The 19,545-nt window shown below is 34.8% G+C and carries 20 protein-coding genes; 12 read left to right on the top strand and 8 right to left on the bottom strand.

The annotated features are described in order from the left end of the window. Positions 1-25 precede the first annotated feature (25 nt). Genes COC46_RS09985 through COC46_RS09960 form a run of 6 tightly spaced genes read left to right on the top strand, consistent with a single transcriptional unit; the run spans position 26 to position 5,223 of the window. Positions 26-1,498, top strand: coding sequence for an aldehyde dehydrogenase (locus COC46_RS09985; RefSeq protein WP_098809563.1), 1,473 nt, complete (start codon positions 26-28; stop codon positions 1,496-1,498). Positions 1,499-1,525: 27 nt separating this feature from the next. Beyond that, positions 1,526-2,302: a 2-keto-4-pentenoate hydratase gene (locus COC46_RS09980; RefSeq protein WP_369700042.1), complete on the top strand. Its 777-nt coding sequence runs from the start codon at positions 1,526-1,528 to the stop codon at positions 2,300-2,302. A 13-nt stretch (positions 2,303-2,315) separates the two neighbouring features. Next, entirely contained in the window at positions 2,316-3,197 is an 882-nt protein-coding gene (locus COC46_RS09975) for an acetaldehyde dehydrogenase (acetylating) (protein ID WP_098809561.1), read from the top strand. A 30-nt stretch (positions 3,198-3,227) separates the two neighbouring features. Beyond that, positions 3,228-4,247 carry a 4-hydroxy-2-oxovalerate aldolase gene (gene dmpG / locus COC46_RS09970; protein WP_098809560.1) on the top strand — a complete coding sequence of 340 codons (1,020 nt, stop codon included), beginning with the start codon at positions 3,228-3,230 and terminating at the stop codon, positions 4,245-4,247. A gap of 16 nt (positions 4,248-4,263) precedes the next feature. Further along, on the top strand, positions 4,264-5,034 hold the full coding sequence (locus COC46_RS09965; RefSeq protein WP_098809559.1) for a 2-keto-4-pentenoate hydratase: 771 nt from the start codon (positions 4,264-4,266) through the stop codon (positions 5,032-5,034). 3 nt (positions 5,035-5,037) lie between these two features. Further along, positions 5,038-5,223 carry a tautomerase family protein gene (locus tag COC46_RS09960; protein WP_255294865.1) on the top strand — a complete coding sequence of 62 codons (186 nt, stop codon included), beginning with the start codon at positions 5,038-5,040 and terminating at the stop codon, positions 5,221-5,223. Between the two features lie 89 nt (positions 5,224-5,312). Here COC46_RS09960 and COC46_RS09955 read toward each other — a convergent pair whose 3' ends face one another. Both COC46_RS09955 and COC46_RS09950 read right to left on the bottom strand, forming a co-directional pair. Beyond that, positions 5,313-6,005 (bottom strand): Crp/Fnr family transcriptional regulator, encoded by a 693-nt coding sequence (locus COC46_RS09955; protein ID WP_098809596.1) that lies wholly within the window; start codon positions 6,003-6,005, stop codon positions 5,313-5,315. 16 nt (positions 6,006-6,021) lie between these two features. Continuing rightward, positions 6,022-7,122, bottom strand: a complete 1,101-nt coding sequence (locus COC46_RS09950; RefSeq protein ID WP_098809558.1) for a TIGR04053 family radical SAM/SPASM domain-containing protein — start codon at positions 7,120-7,122, stop codon at positions 6,022-6,024. Between the two features lie 133 nt (positions 7,123-7,255). Here COC46_RS09950 and COC46_RS09945 point away from each other — a divergent pair, with 133 nt between their 5' ends. Beyond that, entirely contained in the window at positions 7,256-7,975 is a 720-nt protein-coding gene (locus COC46_RS09945) for a YwiC-like family protein (protein WP_098809557.1), read from the top strand. Positions 7,976-8,071: 96 nt separating this feature from the next. Here COC46_RS09945 and COC46_RS09940 read toward each other — a convergent pair whose 3' ends face one another. Then, complete coding sequence (locus COC46_RS09940) at positions 8,072-8,812, bottom strand: Mrp/NBP35 family ATP-binding protein (RefSeq protein WP_098809556.1); 741 nt, start codon at positions 8,810-8,812, stop codon at positions 8,072-8,074. Between the two features lie 168 nt (positions 8,813-8,980). On the opposite strand from COC46_RS09940, the gene COC46_RS09935 reads away from it, so the two are divergent. The 4 genes from COC46_RS09935 to COC46_RS09920 are packed head-to-tail and all read left to right on the top strand — an operon-like array spanning position 8,981 to position 13,408. Further along, complete coding sequence (locus tag COC46_RS09935; RefSeq protein ID WP_176545116.1) at positions 8,981-10,159, top strand: MFS transporter; 1,179 nt, start codon at positions 8,981-8,983, stop codon at positions 10,157-10,159. Further along, positions 10,156-12,282 (top strand): formate dehydrogenase subunit alpha, encoded by a 2,127-nt coding sequence (gene fdhF / locus COC46_RS09930; protein ID WP_098809555.1) that lies wholly within the window; start codon positions 10,156-10,158, stop codon positions 12,280-12,282. Before COC46_RS09935 ends, fdhF begins: the two co-directional genes overlap by 4 nt. A gap of 20 nt (positions 12,283-12,302) precedes the next feature. Beyond that, the gene (locus tag COC46_RS09925; protein ID WP_098809554.1) at positions 12,303-12,845 is read left to right on the top strand and encodes a 4Fe-4S dicluster domain-containing protein; all 543 of its coding nucleotides are present in this window, start codon (positions 12,303-12,305) and stop codon (positions 12,843-12,845) included. A 29-nt stretch (positions 12,846-12,874) separates the two neighbouring features. Next, positions 12,875-13,408, top strand: coding sequence for a QcrA and Rieske domain-containing protein (locus tag COC46_RS09920; RefSeq protein WP_098809553.1), 534 nt, complete (start codon positions 12,875-12,877; stop codon positions 13,406-13,408). Positions 13,409-13,723: 315 nt separating this feature from the next. On the opposite strand, the gene COC46_RS09910 is transcribed toward COC46_RS09920, so the two are convergent. The 5 genes from COC46_RS09910 to COC46_RS09890 form a co-directional block, all read right to left on the bottom strand. Next, positions 13,724-14,260 carry a hypothetical protein gene (locus tag COC46_RS09910; protein WP_098809551.1) on the bottom strand — a complete coding sequence of 179 codons (537 nt, stop codon included), beginning with the start codon at positions 14,258-14,260 and terminating at the stop codon, positions 13,724-13,726. 208 nt (positions 14,261-14,468) lie between these two features. Then, positions 14,469-14,993 (bottom strand): hemerythrin domain-containing protein, encoded by a 525-nt coding sequence (locus COC46_RS09905; RefSeq protein WP_098809550.1) that lies wholly within the window; start codon positions 14,991-14,993, stop codon positions 14,469-14,471. A gap of 173 nt (positions 14,994-15,166) precedes the next feature. Further along, a complete protein-coding gene (locus COC46_RS09900; protein ID WP_098809549.1) occupies positions 15,167-16,675 on the bottom strand; it encodes a nitrate/nitrite transporter in 1,509 nt (502 codons plus the stop codon). Between the two features lie 130 nt (positions 16,676-16,805). Continuing rightward, entirely contained in the window at positions 16,806-17,249 is a 444-nt protein-coding gene (locus COC46_RS09895; RefSeq protein ID WP_098809548.1) for a cyclic nucleotide-binding domain-containing protein, read from the bottom strand. Positions 17,250-17,472: 223 nt separating this feature from the next. Then, the gene (locus tag COC46_RS09890) at positions 17,473-18,189 is read right to left on the bottom strand and encodes a Crp/Fnr family transcriptional regulator (RefSeq protein ID WP_098809547.1); all 717 of its coding nucleotides are present in this window, start codon (positions 18,187-18,189) and stop codon (positions 17,473-17,475) included. Between the two features lie 344 nt (positions 18,190-18,533). Here COC46_RS09890 and moaA point away from each other — a divergent pair, with 344 nt between their 5' ends. After that, positions 18,534-19,541, top strand: coding sequence for a GTP 3',8-cyclase MoaA (gene moaA, locus COC46_RS09885; RefSeq protein ID WP_098809595.1), 1,008 nt, complete (start codon positions 18,534-18,536; stop codon positions 19,539-19,541). The last annotated feature ends 4 nt before the right edge of the window (positions 19,542-19,545 follow it).

Below are 19,545 nucleotides of genomic sequence, written 5' to 3'. Positions count from 1 at the left end.
CTATTAGAATGGTAGGTGCTAGAGTATGCAAGTTACTGAGAAAAAAAATAAAACATTACCGATTGATTGTAAGCATTTTATTGATGGACAATCTATTCCTTCTTTTAATCAAAAAACATTTTTAAATATTAATCCTGCAACTGAAGAAGTATTAGGCTCTGTATCTGAAGGTGGAGAGTTAGAAATTGATTTAGCAGTGAAAGCGGCAAAACGAGCTCTAAAAGGTGAGTGGAAACAATTAACTAGCAATCAGAGAGCGGCAGTATTAAGAAAAATTGGAGATGGTATATTAGCGCGAAAAGAAGAATTAGCGGCTTTAGAGGCGATGGATACTGGAAAGCCATACGATCTTGCTTTAGAAGTTGATATTACTAGATCTGCTCATAATTTCTACTTTTTCGCTGACTATATTACAACATTAAGCTCTGAGTCTCACATGCAAGATCAAACAGCCCTGCATTATACATATCGTAGGCCAGTTGGAGTTGTCGGAATGATTAACCCATGGAATCTACCGTTATTACTACTAACTTGGAAGCTAGCTCCTTGTTTAGCGGCAGGAAATACAGCAGTTATGAAACCAGCAGAATGGACGCCTATGACAGCAACTGTTTTAGCTGAGATTTGTAAAGATGCAGGCGTACCGGATGGAGTTGTGAATGTTGTCCATGGATTTGGAGCTAATGCGGCAGGTTCAGCTTTAACAGAACATAGCGATGTTGATGCAATCACATTTACAGGTGAAACAAAAACAGGTACAGCAATTATGAAGGCAGCAGCTCCAACATTAAAAAAATTATCGTTTGAGCTTGGCGGGAAAAATCCAAATATTATTTTTGCAGATTCTGATTTAGATGAAGTAATTGAAACAACGTTAAGATCATCGTTTATGAATCAAGGAGAGGTCTGTTTATGTGGATCTCGAATTTATGTGCAGAGATCAATCTTTGATGAGTTTATTGATAAATTTGTCGCGAAAACAAACGAATTAAAAATTGGTGATCCATTTGAAGAAGGTACAAAAGTCGGTGCGGTTATTAGTAAAGAACATTACGAAAAAGTATTATCTTATATCGAGATTGCAAAAGAAGAAGGCGGCAACATTTTAACTGGAGGAAGTAGACCAGCATCAATGGAAAAAGGATGCTTTATCTCACCTACAATTATAACTGGTTTAAGTCGTGATTCTAGATGCGTTAGAGAAGAGATATTCGGTCCAGTTGTAACAGTTATGCCGTTTGATACCGAAGATGAAGTAATTGAATGGGCAAATGATACTCACTATGGTTTAGGCGCAACAATTTGGACAAATGATTTGCGCAGAGCTCATCGTGTTGCACATCAAATTGAAGCCGGAATTATTTGGGTAAACACTTGGTATTTAAGAGATCTACGTACACCTTTTGGAGGTATGAAGCAAAGTGGTTTAGGTCGTGAAGGTGGAATTCATAGCTTTGAGTTTTATAGTGAATTATCGAATATCACGATTAAATTATAAAAATCCAAAGGGGTGGAGAACGTGAAAATTACTAGTGTAGACGAGCTAACGATTCTGCTACAAGAAGCAGAGGAGACTGGAGTTAGTATAAAAGCTTTAACTGAGTTTTATCCTGGAATTACTGAGAAGGAAGCATATCAGATTCAACTAACAAATATCGAAGAAAAATTAAAAAAAGGACAGAAAATCATCGGTAAAAAAATCGGATTAACTTCGATTGCCATGCAGGAGCTATTAGGGGTAGATGAACCAGATTATGGTCACTTATTAACAAAGATGAAAATCCCTAATTTCGGTGAAGTACAGGTTGGAAACATGATTTTACCAAAAGTAGAAGCTGAAATTGCCTTTGTTTTAAAAAAGGATTTAATCGGTTCGAATATTACGTTTGAGGATGTAGTAGATGCAACAGATTATATTGTGCCTGCTATAGAGGTAGTTGATAGTAGAATTGAAAATTGGAAAATCCGTTTAGAGGATACAGTAGCTGATAACGCGTCATCCTGTTTATTTGTTCTTGGAAATGAGCGTTTCGATGTAAAGGAAATCGATTTACCGAATGTCACGATGGACCTATATCGTAACGATGAACTGATGAATTCAGGTAAGGGAGAAGCAGTGCTAGGAAATCCAATTCATTGTGTAGCATGGTTAGCGAATAAACTATGCGAGTTTGGAATTTCGCTAAACGCTGGTGAAATTATTTTATCTGGAGCTTTATCAGCTGCAATAAATGCAAACGCTGGTGACCAATTTACTGCAAAGTTTCCTTTACTAGGTGATGTATCGATTTCATTTAAATAAATGAGGTGAATTTATGAATAAGTTAAAGGTCGGAATCATTGGTTCAGGTAATATTGGTACTGATTTAATGATGAAATTACAAAACAATCCATTTCTTGAGTTAACGGTGATGATTGGAATTGATCCAGAATCTGATGGTTTAAATCGTGCAAAGGAAATGGGAATTGAAGTAATTGATAATGGTATACAAGGATTTGTTGGAAGAAAAGAACTGGCTGATTTATTGTTTGATGCGACATCTGCTAAAGCACATTTTCATCATGCAAAAGTGCTGGGTGAATTAAAGAAACGTGTCATTGATTTAACGCCTGCTGCCATTGGTCCATTTGTCGTACCGCCTGTTAATTTAGGCTCACATATAGTAGAAGGCAATGTCAATTTAATAACATGTGGTGGGCAAGCAACAATCCCAGTTGTACATTCAATCAGTCAAATTGCAGAGGTTGAGTACGCAGAAATCGTTGCAACGATCAGCAGCAAAAGTGCCGGACCTGGAACACGTGCGAATATCGATGAGTTTACTGTAACAACGGCTAAAGGCCTTGAAGAGATTGGCGGAGCTAAAAAAGGAAAAGCGATTATTATTTTAAATCCAGCAGAGCCGCCAATTATGATGAGAGATACAGTTTATTGTAAGGTAACAAATGAAGATTTTAACCATGAAAGCATGATTAATTCAGTTAAACAAATGGTTAAAAAGGTTCAAGAATATGTACCTGGATACCGATTAAGAATGGACCCGATTATAGATGGTTCCACTGTAACAGTATATTTAGAAGTTCAAGGGTCGGGTGACTACTTACCTAGCTATGCAGGAAACTTGGATATTATGACCGCATCGGCAGTAAAAGTAGCAGAAGAGATTGCGCAATTTGAAGTTGTAAAAACTGTCTAAACAAACTATTGATGAAAGTGAGGGATTGGAATGCTAGGAAAAAAGGTCATTGTAACTGAAGTAGCACTTAGAGATGGAAGCCATGCAATTGCCCATTCGTATACAGTCGACCAGGTAGTAAGAATTGCAAAAGCTCTAGATGATGCAAAAATGCCTTTTATTGAAGTGTCACATGGAGATGGTTTAGGTGGTTCTTCATTACAATATGGTTTATCGACAACAAATGAATTTGAATTGATCGAAGCAGCAGTAAATACATGTAATCATTCAAAGATTGCTGTTTTACTATTACCTGGTATTGGAACTGTAAAAGAATTGAAAACAGCAGCAGGTATTGGAGCAAAAATGGCTCGTATAGCTACACATGTAACTGAGGCTGATGTTTCGAAACAACATATTTCAATGTCCAAGGAACTTGGATTAGAAACTGTCGGATTTTTAATGATGTCCCATATGGCGTCTGTTGAGAAATTAGTAGAGCAAGCAAAATTGATGGAAAGCTACGGTGCAGATGTTGTGTATATGGTCGACTCTGCAGGTGCATTTCTTCCACATGAAGTAAAAGAGCGAATTGCTGCTTTGCGAGGTTCTCTTACTATTGAAGTGGGGTTCCATGCTCATAATAATCTTTCTCTAGCGATGGCTAATACATTAGTAGCGATCGAAGAAGGAGCAACAAGAATTGATGGAAGTGTACGTTGCTTAGGGGCAGGAGCTGGAAATACTCAAACTGAAGTATTAATTGGCGTATTAGAGCGCTTAGGAATCAAAACAGGAATTGATTTCTATAAAATGATGGACCTAGCAGAAGACATTGTGGCACCAATTTTACAAACACCACAAGAAATTACAAAGGGAAGCCTGATTTTAGGATATGCAGGAGTGTATTCAAGCTTTCTATTACATGCAAATCGAGCAGCTAAAAAATGGAATGTTGATGCAAGAGATATATTAATTGAATTAGGAAAACAAAAAGTTGTTGGTGGGCAAGAGGACATGATTCAAGAAGTAGCATGTATGCTAGCAAATAAAAAATTGACTGTTTTTTAAAGAGGAGTGTAAACAAATGATTACTGAAATTGCGAAAAATATATATATGCACCAAAAAAATGGGTTAGAAATGGATAAAATTACGATTGAACATCCAGAATTAAACGTAAATAATGCTTATGAAATTCAAAAATTAAGCATTGATTATGCGATTAAAAATGGGGATCCATTAATTGGTTGGAAAATGGGGCTAACAAGCATTGCGAAACAAAAATCGGTTAACGTGGATGAGCCAATCTATGGACGTTTAACGAAATCGATGGAATTAGAAGAAAATGAATTAAAGATGGAAGGATCAATTCATCCTAGGGTTGAGCCAGAAATTGCATTTATGATTAATAAGCCATTATTTGGACAAGATGTAACAGCTAAAGACGTATGGGATGCAACTGAATATATCGTACCTGCATTAGAAGTAATCGATAGTCGTTATAAAAATTTTTCATTTACACTTACAGATGTAGTAGCAGATAATGCATCTTCATCAAAATTTATCATTGGCAAACAACAATATTCACCTACATATACTTCTTGGGATCAAATCAATGTTGAATTATATAAAAATGGCAAAAAAGTACAAAGTGGTGTAAGTTCTGATGTACTAGATCACCCAGTTGAATCTGTCGTAAAGTTAGTACAGATGCTGAGTAAAAACGGTGAACAAATTGAGCCGGGAATGATTATTTTAACTGGTGGTATTACAGAAGCGATTCATGTTGGCGATGGCGATATCGTAGAAGCTCGTTTTGAAGGAATCGATACAATGACACTTCAAGTAACGAGGTAATGGATGATGCCGATTATTCAAATTCAATTACTTGAAGGTAGAAGTACAGAGTTGAAAAAGCAATTAATGAGAGAAATAAATGAGGTAGTTTGTCGCACATTAGACGTTCAGCCACCACAAGTAAGGATCTTAATAAACGAATTACAAAAAGAAAACTGGTCCGTCGGTGGTGTTGCTAAGGATGAATAGAAAAGCCCCTGATTTTAAGGGGCTTTTTATCTTGTAAAGAATAGTTTTTTTATCTTAGACAGAATTGGTCAATTACTAAATGATAATAGTTAATGATTGATTTCGTCTTCTAATTTACTTAGATTAACGACGTAAAAATCTTTGCTATCAAGTGAAATGGCAGCTTTTTTCCGTAGTTGGGTTAAAGTTCTACTTACTGTTTCCCTTGAGGTACCAATCATATTGGCTAGTTCTGTATTTGTGAATTTAGTTGTGATTTTGTAGGAGTCGCCAATTTTCTCGCCATTTGATTTAGATAATCGTATTAAAAGCATAATCACTTGTTCGTATGTATTGTGAAGTATTTTTTCTTCAAGACGATTTTGTAAATCAACAATTTTTTCTCCCAATACTCGAAACATTTTTATACATAGTTCAGGATAACTTATTAAAATTTTCTCAAAATCATTTATTGGTGTTACGATTAGCTGTGCATTTTCAATTACTTCTGCATTTGCAGGAAACGTCCCTTTTCGGAAAAAACCAGCATGGGGAAACATTTCTCCTTCTTTTAGGACAGATACAATTTGTTCTTTGCCATTTGCATCAGTTTTATAAATTTTCACTGTACCAGTATGGATAAAGAATACACGGTCTAACAATTCGTCTTGCATAAAAATGATGGAATGAGCATTATATTTTCTCGGTGAAGAAATTGAGATAATAGGTTCTAACTCTTCTTCAGTTAATTCTTTAAATAACGGAACTGTTTGCAAATGCTTTCTAATATCATCTCTTTTTATCATTGGAATACTCCCTTCAAGATTGAACCTTAGGAATATAAACACATGCTGGCTCACTTTCTAAGTAATCACCAGTTAGTGCATAAGCTCTAGAACGAGATCCACCGCAAACATAGCGATATTCACATTTTCCACATTTTCCTTTATATTTATCAGGATTTCTTAATTCTTTAAAAATTGGAGAATAACGATAGATTTCTGAAAGCGATTTTTCTCTTACATTGCCGGCTTTAATGGGAAGCAGACCACTAGGAAATACGTCACCGATATGAGAAATAAACAATATCCCATTTCCATCATTTACGCCTCTTGGTGCTCTACCCAATTCGAACTGTCCTGTTTTACCAGCATTTAATGCATCTTGGTATTGAATATTCTTTTGAGTATCTTTATTTTTTCTTATTTTTTCTGAGATGACTACTCGCCGATAGTGCTGTGCAGCAGTTGTTTTAATATCAAAAGGTACTCGTTTGCTTAATTCATTTAGCCAACGGAATACTTTTTCGTGTTCTACTGGTGAAATCATGTCAGTTACTTTGCCTCTTCCTGTTGGAACAAGGAAAAATACACTCCACAATACACATTTTAATTGTTGAACCAAATCTGCCATTTCTTCTAAGAAATCGATATTATAACGCGAGATAACAGTGTTAATTTGTAATGGAAGTTCTAACTCGTGAATGTATTTAATTGCATTCATTGTTAAATCGAATGATCCAGAAGTACCTCGGAAGTGATCATGGATTTTTGCAGTTGGACCATCTAAACTAAATGCCCAACGAGCAAGACCTACTTCTTTTGCTCTTTCAATGGCTTCTTTTGTTATATTTGGTGTCGCACTAGGGGTCATGGAAACGCGCACACCTTTTTGAATCGCGTAAGAAGCAAGATCATAAACGTCAGGTCGCATGAGTGGGTCGCCACCGGTGAATACAAGCAATGGATTATTCATTTCATAAATTTCATTAATCAGTTTTCTACCTTCATCCAAGTCAAGTTCAAGAGGATGCCGTTTGTATTGAGCTTCAGCTCTGCAATGAAGACAATTGAGTTCACAGGCTCTAGTTAATTCCCATATCACAATAAATGGATCCTGATCAAAATTAGTCTCAAACATAGATATTCCTCCAATTGATAGCTTTTACTTTATGATACAGGACAATAATTGAAAGATTAGTGAACTATATCACAGAAAACTCCCATTTGTATAAGTATGATGGAAGAATAATAATGAAAGTGGGTGTTATAACGTGAAAATAGTAGTTCCAAACCAACACGGGGCTTGGGCAATGCTTTTAATTCCTTATATACTTGGTGTTGCCGCGAGTTCGTTTCGTTTAATTCATATCCCTTTATTTATCGGTTGGTTTTTTCTATACCTTGCAACCTATCCTTTAATTATGGTAATTAAAGGGAATCAAGTGTCATTTTATATTAAATGGGCGATAAGTTATTTTTTCATTTCATTCGTATTTTTAGCACTCGTGATGTTTGCTGAATGGAGATTGATCTACTTCGGTTTAGCCATGCTTCCATTCTTTCTATTAAACATATACTTTGTTAAGAGAAAAAACGAACGAGCCTTTACGAATGACATGATTGCAATAGGTGTTTTTTGTATAGGTGGATTGGCTAGTTTTTATATAGGGCAGGGGGCACTTACAAGTGAAGGCTGGAGTGTAGCAATCTTAGTATTTTTGTTCTTTTTAGGTAGCACATTTTTTGTAAAATCAATGATTCGAGAAAAAAAGAATAAGAGATTTCGTTGGTATTCATGGGGATACCATTTTATCGCTCTATTATTAATTATTACTTTAAAAGATTCTTGGCTTTGGATTATTCCTTTTGTCCCTAGTTTAATAAGAGCAATTTCCTTGTATAATAAAAAACTTACAATTATGCAATTGGGAATCATTGAGATTATCAATTCTGTCATATTTTTAGTGGTAACTAGTTTTCTATTTTTGTAAATTCTGCACATTTTTTTCAAACGTTCAAACTACAAAAGCGACTTCTGCTAATTGAAGTCGCTATTTTAGTATTATTCAATTCCTTTAAACTATCTTTTAAGCGTTAAATTTCAGATTAATTGTAGTAGCTAACTCATTATAATGATGAAATAGAATAGTATTCTCATCATAAATAGACGGAGTGTCTGAATTCTCGATAACTTCTTCAATCGGAAGTTTGGCAAGTACTTTCGTTCCTAATCGATCGGCTAATAAATCGCCTCCTCCTTTTCCGAATATATAGTACTTTTCGGATCTGTCGTTAGGTTGGAAGTAAGACATATTTTCAACTACTCCAAGAATATCATGGTTTGCTTTTAGGGCCATCGTTCCTGCTCTCTCGGCGACAATTGATGCCGTTTGATGAGGGGTAGTGACAATAATTTCTTTACTTTGAGGAATAATGTGATGCATATCGAGTGCGATATCACCTGTCCCTGGAGGCATGTCTAGAATGCAATAGTCTAATTCTCCCCAAATGACATCTTTACTGAAATGCTCAACCATTTTTCCTAACATAGGTCCTCTCCAAACAACTGGATCGTTGTTTTTGATGAAAAAACCCATCGACATAATTTTTACTCCGTGTGTCTCCACAGGGATGATTTTTCCATTAAAAGTTTTTGGACTGGTGAAGGTGTTTAGCATTTTAGGAATGCTAAATCCATAAATATCTAAATCAATTAAAGCGACTCTTTTTCCTTTTCTTGCTAGGGAAACTGCAAGATTTGCCGATACGGTTGATTTACCTACTCCACCTTTTCCACTTGTAATCGCAATTACATTACCTGATAACATGTTCTCACCTCTTTTAAAATTTTAAGGGTCAATTGTGTGATGTACTTCACAGTCTTGGAAATAGACTTTCTGTACAATTATGGCAAAGAAGACTTCATCTTGAATCTCATTCTATCAATTAATTAGGCACTTCGATGTTAAAAAAGTCACATGGAGGTTGAACGTAAGATGAGAAAGCCACTCGAACGCTCATTTTATTCAAAAAGCAGTATGTTTTCATTTTTCATTATTTTGTTTCTACTCTTTACAACGTGGGTTGGAACAGACCAGTTTTTACACTTCGATATGGCATTAATGGGGTATTTTATTTCTGCAATTATCTTTGCTGTAGGTTTAACAATCAGGATGTCTGCGTGGCTTATCAGGCCAGCAACTCATCAGGTAATAAAGCGTAGTTTAAAAAATTTAAAAGAAAATTCTAGAAAAAAACGTAATTTAAAATCTATTTTCAAAACAGCATTTGAAAATATTTTTTTGCAGAAATTTATTTTTAAAAGAGGGATTTACAGAGGTGTACAACATTTTCTAATTTCATGGGGATGCATCGGTTCATTTGCGATCACCTTTGGTTTGACATTTGGCTGGATGCACTTCGAACTCGTTGATCCAAATACTTACACGATTGTCGTTATGGGTGTAGATACCATATCTATGGCAGCACACGGTATATTCGCTGAAATGGTTTACAACGGCTTAAACATTACAGCTGTTATGGTTCTTATTGGTGTAAGCATGGCAATCGCAAGAAGAATTGTGAGCCAAGATGTGAAAGTGACACAGCGTGCTGAATTTGATTTATTACCTTTATATTTATTACTAGCTGTAACAGTGACGGGACTCTTATTAACTGTTTCATATGTTCTTTTAGATGGTTGGATGCATCATTACTTAACGCTAATTCACCAAGTGACAGTCGTTATTTTACTTATCTATTTTCCATTCGGAAAGTTATTTCATTTACCAATCCGTCCATTAGCAACAGCTGTTCCAATGAACTATCAGCAAGAACTTAGGGTAGATACGAGGCCATGTAAAAGATGTGGTACACCTTATAGTTCTGATGATCAAATCAGCGATGTAAAGGATATATTAGCTGTCCAAAGCTTTGATTTACAACTAGAAGATAGAAGTTATCTCTCAGACTATTGTTTACCATGCCGAAGAAGAATTAGAGTCATGAAACAGCTAAATTCAGAGCCACATCTTAAGAGCAGTAATCCAATTTCTACACTAAATGGAATTCAAATGTCTGGATTTAGCAAAAAGAGATCTAATGACTATTATCGTTTTCCAGAGGAAGTACAAAAAGATCTTGATCAATATAACGAAGGAGGTAGTGAAAAATGAGCCAATACATTGTCAAAGAAGGTGTTAAAAACCTTCATAAACCTGGAGAAAAGTTAATTACTACCCATTGTTGTTACTGTGGAATGCAGTGTGGAATGCATATACGTGTGAATGAGAAGTCAGGGAAAGTTGTTGGGGTAGAGCCAAGATATGACTGGCCAGTTACAAGAGGGAAAATGTGTCCAAAAGGAGTAACCGCATACCAAACTGTTGAGCATGATGAACGAATTCTTACTCCGCTTATTAAGAAAAATGGCGAATTTGTTAAAGCTACTTGGGATGAAGCGCTAGACCTTATTGCAGAAAACTTTACACGAATACAAAAAGAAAGTGGAAAGGATGCTTTATCTGTTTTTGGTGGAGTATCGATGACTAATGAAAAATGCTATTTAGTAGGTAAATATGCGAGAGTTGGTCTCGGTACAAGGTTTATCGATTACAACGGTCGATTTTGTATGAGCTCTGCCGCGGGAGGATTTTTAAAGACCCTCGGAACTGACAGAGGTTCAACCCTTCCGTGGCCTGAATTAGAACATACGGATTGTTTCTTTATCGCTGGCTCTAATACAGCTGAGTGTCATCCTACGAGCATTCAATGGTTGTGGAGAGCAAAGGACAAGGGAGCAAAACTGATTGTGGCAGATCCACGAGAGACTCCAACAGCGCGTGTTGCGGATGTACATTTGGATCTTATGCCGGGTACAGATTCTGCACTTGCGAACGGAATGTTGCATCTACTCATTAAAAATGGATATGTAGATCAAGACTATGTAAATGAAAGATGTAATAATTTTGATGAATTAAAGAAAACAGTTGAAAAGTTCACACCTGAATATACTTCAAAGATAACAGGCGTATCGATTGGAAAAATCGTAAAAGCTGCTCATATCTTTGGATTATCTCCAAAATCTGTTGTTATGTTTGCTAGAGGAGTAGAGCAACAGTCAAAAGGTGTAGATAATGTTTCGCTTTATACAGCGATGGCACTCCTTAGAGGACAAATTGGTAAATTTGCTTCCGGGGTTGCTACTTTTACGGGTCAAGGAAATGGTCAAGGAGGAAGAGAGCACGGGCAAAAAGCTGACCTTCTGCCAGGATATAGAAAGCTAACAGATCCAGAAGCGGTGAAGTATGTATCAAAAGTATGGGGAATCAATCCAAGCGAAATGCCAAAGCCAGGTGTTTCTGCTTATGAAATGTTCGATGAAATTCAAAAGGGTAACATTCGTGGTATGCATGTTATTTGTAGTAATCCTGCAGTTTCTGCCCCGAATCTTGAACATATTTGGAACGGATTTAGGAAGCTTGATTTCTTAGTTGTCAGTGATTTTTTCTTATCTGAAACAGCAGAGTTTGCTGACGTAGTATTACCAGCCACAACTTGGGCAGAGGATGATGGAACAACAACCAATCTCGAAGGCCGGGTGATTCGAATTCGTAAAGTTCGTGAGCCTTTAGGTGAATCAAAACCAGATTGGAAGATTGTTAGCTTAATTGCAGAACGAATGGGCAAAGAGAAATATTTTCCATATAAAAATGCTGAAGAAGTTTTTGAAGAGTTTCGTATAGCTACTAAAGGTGGGAAAGCAGACTACTACGGAATAACATGGGATCGAATAGATAAAGAAGACGGAGTGTTTTGGCCTTGTCCTTCCAAAGACCATCCAGGTACTCCAACGATGTTTACAGAGCAGTTTGGAACGCCTGACGGTAAAGCAAACCTCCCAAGTGTCGAATGGAAGGAAGCTGGAGAAATTCCTACAAAGGAGTATCCATTGTTCTTAACTACAGGTAGGGTAGTATTTCACTATTTATCTGGTGCACAAACAAGGAGAGTCAAGTTTCTTATGGAACAATGCCCCGAACCATTTGCAGAGATGCATCCGGCACTTGCAAGCCAATATGGATTGGAGGATGGCGAGCTTGTAAAGTTGATAACACCGCGCTCCCATATGATTGTAAAAACGAAATTAACAAAAGCAACGAGAAGAGATACGGTATTTGTTCCTTATCATTGGGGAAAAGAATTAGCTGTCAATCAATTAACCAATCCTTGTTTAGATCCGATTTCGAGAATGCCAGAATTTAAAGTATGCTCACTGAAGATTGAGAAATATAAATAAATTGAAAGGAGTTGGGCTAGATGAATAAAATCATGTACCTAGAGTTTGAGCGATGTATAGGATGTCGTTCTTGTCAAGCAGCTTGCCGAGAATGCGGTGATCATGACGCAAAAGAAAGAAACTATGTAGAATATGTAGATTTCATGGAAAGTCGTCAAACTTATCCGATGCTTTGTATGCAATGTAAAGATCCAGCCTGTGCGCGTGTTTGTCCCGCGAATGCCATTCAAATAACAGAAGAAGGTGTAGTTCTTTCAGCAATGGAAGAGAAATGTATAGGATGTAGGAATTGTACCTTTGGTTGTCCGTTCGGTATTCCGAAGTTTGATTTTGAAGAAAATAAAATGTACAAATGCGACATGTGCTACGATCGCTCAAAATACGATATTGCACCAATGTGTGCTTCTGTATGTCCTAGTGATGCAATTCGTTTTATTGACTTTGATGAAATGCAGCAATTGCGTAGAAAAAGATCTCAGATGAATCTCGTTGAAGGTAAAAAACCACAAGAAGGAAATAAGTGGGAGTACGTTCCAGAATTCTTTGGAGTATATACAGAATAAGATCATATAAGGCGAAAGGAGACGTACCTATGCCCCAAGATAAAAAAGGTAAACGAAATGTAAAAGAATCAAATGATGATATGATTAACTTAATCGATAACTTAAACAGGGATGAAGATTTAAAATTAAACAGAAGATCTTTTCTGAAGTCTGTTGTAGGTGCTTCAGTTGCTCTTGGATTAGCAACTGTTCCATTTTCAGCTATTGCCCTTAAAAACAAGAAAGAGGATTTAAACAGACAGAAGATTATAACTTTGAAAGACTTTCCAAAGGATAGTTCAATGAATTTTAACTATCCTACAGTTGATGAACCTGCGATATTAGTGCACACAAAAGAAGGTAAGCTAAAAGCTTATAATAATAAATGCACTCATTTACAATGTCCTGTTTTTTACGATAAGGAAGAATCAAAGCTATTGTGCCCATGTCACCGCGGATTCTTTAGTGTGGATAATGGTCAGCCGCTAGCTGGTCCACCTCAGCGTGAATTACCTCTGATTGAATTAGAAGTAATAGATGGGGTTGTATACGCTGTCGGAAGGAAAGTTCGTCATGGTTCATAAAAAATATTGGATAATCATACTTATAACCTTAATTATTAATGTAGTAATGCTTCAATGGACGATTGAGTCTTATTATGGAGAAAAATATGATCATGTTTGGTTATTTTCTGTTATAGGAGTGTTTTCTTCTATCGTTTGCTTTCTTACTTACTTAAAATGGAGAAAGCAAGAATATCAAAATTAATCAAGGTTAACAGATAGATTGTATGCAGGAAAGTAATAATAAAAATCCCCCGGTTTTAAAAAACTGGGGGATTTTATTAATTACAAAAAACAGATTATTGATAGATTTTGTGTTTAGTTAAGTATATTCAGTTACCACTCGTTTGTTGGTTCAATTAATATATTGCTTCCTTTAAAGGACCTCTCACCAAAATGTGTAATCAATGTACATTCTGTAATATTTGATGATTGATCATCCATCTTGTAGCTTATAAACATACCGGAGGCAATTTCTTTGTTTGTTTCATCGAATAGATTTACTTTTTTTCCCTCTAAACTACGTAGTTTCGCTTTTTGAAGAAAGGCGACCCAGTCGGCCCAATTTGTAATGATGTATGCTCCTTTTCCATTTGTTAAATAACCTAATAGACTTTGAGAATCAGTATATTCAGCATTAAGAACGAGAATAAGATTCTTAATAATATTATGTACGATTGTATATTGTTTTAGGTTTAAATGTGGGGAGAAATTGATATTTAGAGATCTTTTATTGGAATCTATAACACATTCTAATTTAATATTATTGTTTGTGTAAATAAACGTTTCTTCTTGTTTTCTAAACCCTTTTATATAAAGAGTCTGTTCGATAGATTGATCTGGGCTAATTGTGTGTAATTCAATAGTTAACATGATGAATATAACCTCCTGTGAACTTTATCTCTTCTAACGATTTATTCACTATTATTATAGAAGATAACGAGGAAAGATACTGTGACATTTAATACAGGTAAATAAAATTAAGTTTAATAAGTATAGTTCGTTCAACACGCTAAAAGAAAAGGTGTCCCATTACAGGAACACCTTTTTGTTAAGTTGTTTAAGAATCAAACCAATAGATTCAATCTTTTATAGAATCTAATAAACTAGTTTTTTCACTTTCAGACAGGATGTTTTGAGCCATAGGAAACAGTACTTGTTCTTCTTTCATAAAATGGGAAGTTAATACATGATAAGCTTCAATTACTAGTTTACAAATTTCATCAAAGTTACTGTTCATACTTATGACCTCTGTTTGAGTCAGAAATTGTTTGAATAAACTTTTCGCCTGATCATGTTCCATTTCCATTACTACAATAGGACCAATTTCCCTTCCAATATATTTAGCCATTAATTCAAATAAATGACCTTCTTCTTTTTGAGAGTGACGATCTAGAATGGCTATAAATAGTATGACTTTGGAGCGTAGTTCTTCTAGTTTTATTAATTTATTTTCTAGCAAACTCTCTTTAATCAATGTATTTGAGCTTTCATATAAATCTAACTTCTGAGCATTTAATCCAATATGTTCATCCTTAAGTAATTGTAAGGCTTTACATAATTCTACTTGATGATTATTTTCAATTATATTATGACATTCAAACATATTTTTTCCTCCTAATAGAGTTATTTACTAACTTTAGAGTACAAAATATTGACTGACAGTGATGTGATTCTACTCACATTTTGAAGGAATATTTTTGAAAAATTATATAAGTCGTTACTTTTAGCTGCTTCAGTGAGATTCGCTACAGTTCGAGAATAAACACTATGAATAAATTAGTTTACTTTACTCTTACTCGAAGATATATCGTTAAACTGACCAATATAATAAATCACTTTGCCATTATCGTTACACACTTGAGTGATCGTCAGCCATTCTACATAAACCTCACCATTTTTACGTTTGTTCCAAATTTCACCTTGCCAATAGCCATGATCTTTGAGCTGTTTCCATAGTTGCGTATAGAATGCTTTATTGTGATGTCCAGATTGAAGGATGCTTGGCGTTTTCCCAATGACTTCTTCTTTATTGTAGCCTGTTACTTTAGTGAAAGAAGGGTTTACTTTTTGAATTACTCCTTGTTCATTTGTAACCATCATTCCTTGGGCTGTATTTTCTAGTATTTTATATTCTGTTTTTAATTTTTCACGGAAAGTCATCCATACTACAATAACGAAACTGAGAAGCGCAAATTCAGATAATGCCATAAATCCAATCGCATAATGTCCTGTCAAGCTAAACACAGTTGTTAAAATTAACGGAGGGAAGAAGCCTCCTAAACCTCCCATAGCAGCGACTAAACCATTTACAATTCCGGCTTGTTTTGTAAAGTAAAGTGGTACTAATTTAAAGATTGTACCGTTTCCGACTCCTGCACAAACTGCTACTAATAAAACTCCTATTGTATATAGCTTAATAGTAGGAGAAAAAGATAAAAGAACTCCAGAGAATGTTAATCCACCAAAGACAAACAATAATATGTTGAAAGGATTGAATTTATCTGAAAGAAGACCACCGATTGGTCGGAAAATTGTTGCTAGAGCAATGAATCCAGCCGTACGTATACCAGCGTCAACTGGACTTAAATTAAAATTATTAACTAAGAAATTTGGTAGATAGATTGTAAAAGCAACAAATGATCCGAAGGTAATGAAATAGAATAAATTAAGTGACCATAAAGTAGAATTACGATAAACTTCTTTTACCTGCTTTACAATCGGAATATTTACTTTCTTCTCATTTTTATCACCGAACAGAAAATTTAATAAGGCAAACGCAATTAATAATACTAAATAAAATCTGACTGTTGTTTCCCAATCAAATGATCTAGCTAAAACAGGTGCAGAAAATGCAGTAATAGCTGTACCGATATTACCAGAACCATAGATTCCATTCACAAAACCATGTTTATTTGAAGAGTAATACTTTGGTAGTGAAGTTACTCCTATTGAAAAGACTGCACCACCTATACCAATAAACAATCCCCCAATAACTAAATCTAAAAGTGAATCAGCATGACTAATGAAAAATACAGGAAATAAAAGTGCAAGAAAACAGATGGTGAAAATGGGTCTTGCTCCAAATCTATTTGTGTAATACCCGATTGGAATACGTAGGATGCTTCCTAAAATAACAGGGATGGCAGTTACTAAAGAGACCTGACCATTTGTTAATTCTATATCTTGGCGAATGTTTGGCATGAGCGAAGAAATGAGTACCCATACCATGAACCCTACGATGAGACTGGATGTTTGAAGTGGTAATTGAATTTTAGAACTTTTCATATAATGATTCCCCTTTCTACGGTTCAATAATAAAATTTACTAACTAAATATTACCAATCAAAAGAAAGAATCGTTGTGAACTATATCACACAAATGAGGCAAGGATGAATAACTTATTTTAAACGATTTGTTAACTCATTAAATTGAAGACTTCTTCGTAAGTTCCTCGAAGGTTTTTATGTAAAGAGCGCAAAATATTACGATTTAAAACAGGCTCTTTAATAGACAAATTTCTCATAAATAAAAATGGAACTTCTATATATGCCGAAGACTGGGTAACTTCAAGAAAAATGGAATGATTAACATGGGTATGAAGAAAGATACTAGGCAAGCAAACATCACCTGATTTTAAGTAGCCAATTCTATATTGAAGTCCATTTGATTCTTTCATATGAACATTTACATTTCCGGTTAATATGATAATCAGATTGTGTTCATTGTGAATATGTATATTTTCATTTGTTTCTCTAAAGTATAACTTGGAGGCATCAAAAATTTTTTTTAAGAGGTTATGATTGATATCTTGAAACAAACAGAGGCTTTTCAAATAAAGTAAATAATCCTGTTTATACAATTTTTTCACCGCCTATATTACAAGACTGCATATTTTCATCATTATATAAAAACGATTTGAGCTAAACTGTGACTCTTTTCACACAAATAGCCCCACAAGTAATCAAAAAAAATAACCTTAACTATTTAGAAACAAAGTTAAGGTTACTTACTATGACGCTTTTAATAAAATTATATAAAGGACAAATTCAAATAGCTTAATATTAATATAGCCTTATAGAGAACTAATCTATGTTACAAATATCTTTTGGACAGTTATCACAGCCGATTTCATTTTTAAGAAATTGTAAGTCTTTGATGATAATTTTTCCATCAGAAGAATAACTAATAACATCTTTTTTCTTTAAATCGCTTAGCATCCGATTAACACTTTCTCTAGTAGCAGCACAAAACTTAGCTAAGTCTTGATTGGTAAGATGAATGTTAAGAAGAATTCCGTTTTCTTGTAATACCCCATAAGAGTTCGAAATACGGATAAGTGTGGAATAAAGTGCCCCTTTTTTTCCATTTAATACTAAGTCTCGAATTTTTGATTGATTTTTTCTAAGGTGAGTAGAAATCCATTTCATAAATTCAAATGTCAATGGAGCATGGTTAATTAGCTGTTTTTCTAAGATTTCTATAGGAATGATTTGCACTTCCGCTGCCTCTATAGCATAAGCACTTAGCATATAAGTTGCATTCTCAGAAAAAAGAGTCAATTCTCCAATTAAGTCATCTTTTTTACAAATGCGAAGATTTAATTCATCACCATCAAGGGTTAACTTACTTATTTGGATAATTCCTGATTTAATTAGATACAATTCTTTAGCATCTTCTCCTTCTTGAAATAAGAAGGTGTCTTTTTTTACTGAACGAGTCGATCCGATTGACTGTAATAAAGAAGCCAAATCTTCTGAAACGATTGAAAGGTCACTTTTTCTTTTATTATTTTTTTCCATCAAAGTATCTCCGCTTCATTATAGTTGAACACCAATGTTGTTTATCAAGAAAACATATATTATTTATATTACATTTATCACTATAATACCATGCTATTGAATTGCATAGAACAATATTCTAAGTAGATAGAATATGAATAAAATTGATGTGTTAGTGGGTTAGACTTGCATGCGGTAAATTTATAAGTTACTTGACCAACAAGGCATTCTATTTAGAAGAATAAATAGAACAATGAATTTGAATAGTTTAAACAACAGGATTGTGACATACATCATACGGTGAAATAATTTTGTATGCTAATATAAACGAAAATTCGTACAAAAAAATGAGAGGTGCGAAAAAAATGACGAATATTCTCGATACCCGCAATCGTCCATTATGTGATTTAAGAATATCTGTAACAGACCGTTGTAACTTTAGATGCAGTTACTGTATGCCAAAAGAGGTTTTTGGGATTGATTATCCTTTTATGAGTAAAAATGAAATCCTTTCCTTTGAGGAAATTGTTCGACTAGCAGAATTATTTGCAAAAATAGGAGTGGAAAAGATTCGTTTAACAGGAGGGGAACCTCTTTTAAGAAAAGACCTCCCAACACTGATTAAACGACTTTCAAAAATTGATGGAATAAAAAAGGTCACGTTAACCACAAATGGTGTATTTTTAGAGAAACACGCTAAAGCACTTAAAGAAGCAGGGATATGCCAAGTAAATGTGAGCTTAGATTCTCTTGATGATCATGTTTTCATGAAGATAAATAATATGAATACGAGCGTTTCCACAGTTTTAAAAGGAATAGCTGCAGCTAGAGAAGCAGGGTTAGAAGTCAAAGTAAATATGGTTGTAAAGAAAGGTTTAAATGATACTGATGTATTACCAATGGTGCGTTTTTTTAAAGAGAAAAATATAACATTACGATTTATAGAGTATATGGATGTTGGGTGTACCAATGGATGGAATTTTAAAGACGTTATCTCGAAGAAGCAAATATACGATATGATAAAAGAACATTATCCGATGGAGGCAGTAGAACAAGATTTCTTTGGTGAAGTAGCAAAAAGATATCGTTACAAAGGAACGAATACTGAGGTCGGATTTATCTCATCAGTTACAGAAACCTTCTGTGGTTCATGTACGAGAGCCCGCTTGTCTACAGATGGGAAGTTATACACCTGTCTTTTTGCTTCAGAAGGGTATGACTTAAGGGAGATGTTGCGTTCTGGAGTTTCGGATAAATACATTTTAACTACAATTCAATCAATCTGGGAAAAACGAGAGGACAGATACTCTGAGATCCGTACGGAAGAAAGTCATAAAAACCGTAAAATTGAAATGTCTTATATTGGTGGATAAAAAA

Source organism: Bacillus sp. AFS041924 (assembly GCF_002577195.1).
GTDB lineage: Bacteria > Bacillota > Bacilli > Bacillales > Bacillaceae_G > Gottfriedia.
Note: the sequence above shows the minus strand (reverse complement) of the source record. Positions and strands in the feature narration are given on the sequence as shown.

Bases quoted from the DNA above. Each gene is read 5' to 3' on its own strand.
- COC46_RS09985 (WP_098809563.1), top strand. From the start codon at position 26: ATGCAAGTTACTGAGAAAAAAAATAAAACATTACCGATTGATTGTAAG.
- COC46_RS09975 (WP_098809561.1), top strand. From the start codon at position 2,316: ATGAATAAGTTAAAGGTCGGAATCATTGGTTCAGGTAATATTGGTACT.
- dmpG (WP_098809560.1), top strand. From the start codon at position 3,228: ATGCTAGGAAAAAAGGTCATTGTAACTGAAGTAGCACTTAGAGATGGA.
- COC46_RS09965 (WP_098809559.1), top strand. From the start codon at position 4,264: ATGATTACTGAAATTGCGAAAAATATATATATGCACCAAAAAAATGGG.
- COC46_RS09960 (WP_255294865.1), top strand. From the start codon at position 5,038: ATGATGCCGATTATTCAAATTCAATTACTTGAAGGTAGAAGTACAGAG.
- COC46_RS09950 (WP_098809558.1), bottom strand. From the start codon at position 7,122: ATGTTTGAGACTAATTTTGATCAGGATCCATTTATTGTGATATGGGAA.
- COC46_RS09940 (WP_098809556.1), bottom strand. From the start codon at position 8,812: ATGTTATCAGGTAATGTAATTGCGATTACAAGTGGAAAAGGTGGAGTA.
- COC46_RS09935 (WP_176545116.1), top strand. From the start codon at position 8,981: ATGAGAAAGCCACTCGAACGCTCATTTTATTCAAAAAGCAGTATGTTT.
- fdhF (WP_098809555.1), top strand. From the start codon at position 10,156: ATGAGCCAATACATTGTCAAAGAAGGTGTTAAAAACCTTCATAAACCT.
- COC46_RS09925 (WP_098809554.1), top strand. From the start codon at position 12,303: ATGAATAAAATCATGTACCTAGAGTTTGAGCGATGTATAGGATGTCGT.
- COC46_RS09920 (WP_098809553.1), top strand. From the start codon at position 12,875: ATGCCCCAAGATAAAAAAGGTAAACGAAATGTAAAAGAATCAAATGAT.
- COC46_RS09910 (WP_098809551.1), bottom strand. From the start codon at position 14,260: ATGTTAACTATTGAATTACACACAATTAGCCCAGATCAATCTATCGAA.
- COC46_RS09905 (WP_098809550.1), bottom strand. From the start codon at position 14,993: ATGTTTGAATGTCATAATATAATTGAAAATAATCATCAAGTAGAATTA.
- COC46_RS09900 (WP_098809549.1), bottom strand. From the start codon at position 16,675: ATGAAAAGTTCTAAAATTCAATTACCACTTCAAACATCCAGTCTCATC.
- COC46_RS09890 (WP_098809547.1), bottom strand. From the start codon at position 18,189: ATGGAAAAAAATAATAAAAGAAAAAGTGACCTTTCAATCGTTTCAGAA.
- moaA (WP_098809595.1), top strand. From the start codon at position 18,534: ATGACGAATATTCTCGATACCCGCAATCGTCCATTATGTGATTTAAGA.